This window comes from Oleiphilus sp. HI0061 (assembly GCF_001635675.1).
This window is the reverse complement of the sequence record NZ_LWFE01000421.1, coordinates 1-985: the sequence shown is the minus strand read 5'-3', so window position 1 is coordinate 985 and position 985 is coordinate 1. Positions and strand designations below refer to the sequence as shown.

General features: G+C 44.2%; 1 protein-coding gene. It reads right to left on the bottom strand.

Annotation, left to right across the window (positions count from 1 at the left end):
- Positions 1-985, bottom strand: a 985-nt coding sequence (locus A3735_RS05680; RefSeq protein ID WP_156499439.1) for a molybdopterin cofactor-binding domain-containing protein, incomplete at both ends; no start/stop codon positions are given.

The following is a 985-nucleotide window of genomic DNA, read 5'->3' as shown; positions in this document are numbered from 1 at the left end:
TGGTATGAACTCTAACATTATCAGATATTCCAAGTTTACGAAGAACTTTTGAACTCCATTTACCAAGTTGTGTGTGGTATGCCTCTCTCGCTGCACCAAGGGCCATCATTGGATGTTGAGTTGGTGCCCATACGTCACAGCCATCATCGTGAATATGGGCGGTACAATTGATCGGCTCCATACAAGCATGAGCTTGATACGCGCTGTGATAATCAGCACTGATACCTTCTCCTGAAGGGAAGGCGTTGCCGAATTGTTTTACGAGCTTGCCAGTGTGACTTAAGGCATCAATAAAGTCTCTTTCTATCTGAGCTTGGTTTAGGTCATTATCTGTTTCGGAGTGCCATGTAATATTTAAGGTTGATAAGACATTTTTCGCTAGCCAATAGGACGTAGCTACAACCGCAACGGCGTTATTTAGCTTTACTATTCCTTTAACACCGGAGCTTAATTGCCTTGTAGTGGAGACTGACGCTAGTGTTGATTTAAATGTGGGGGCGTGAGTAATTGCAGCATAGTGCAAGTTTTCCAGCTCAGTATCGATACCATATTGTGCCTGTCCCTTGACGATGTCGTGAACGTTTAGGCTAGGGTTTTTGTTCCCTATAAAGTTAAATTCACTAGGTTTTTTAAGAGCAGGATTTTTAGGGGGGTGGAATGTGCTGGCCAGCTTACTCAAGTCGCCATAACTAATGTGCTTTCCTGTTTGCTGGTTTATAACTTGGCCATTTTTGGTGCTTAAACTTTGTTGATCAACCTCCCAAGTTTGGGCTGCTGCTTGTAGTAGCATGCCCCTGACACCTGCAGCCCCAGTTCGAAGAGGGAGCCATAGTGACTTGATTGAGCTACTTCCACTGGTTCGAAGTTGGGCATGCTTCGTGTCCGCGTCAGCCAGCTTGATTTCTATAGTTGACCATTCTAAATCTAATTCTTCCGCTATGATTGCGGGTATTGCATTAATGATTCCTTGCCCCATTTCGATTTT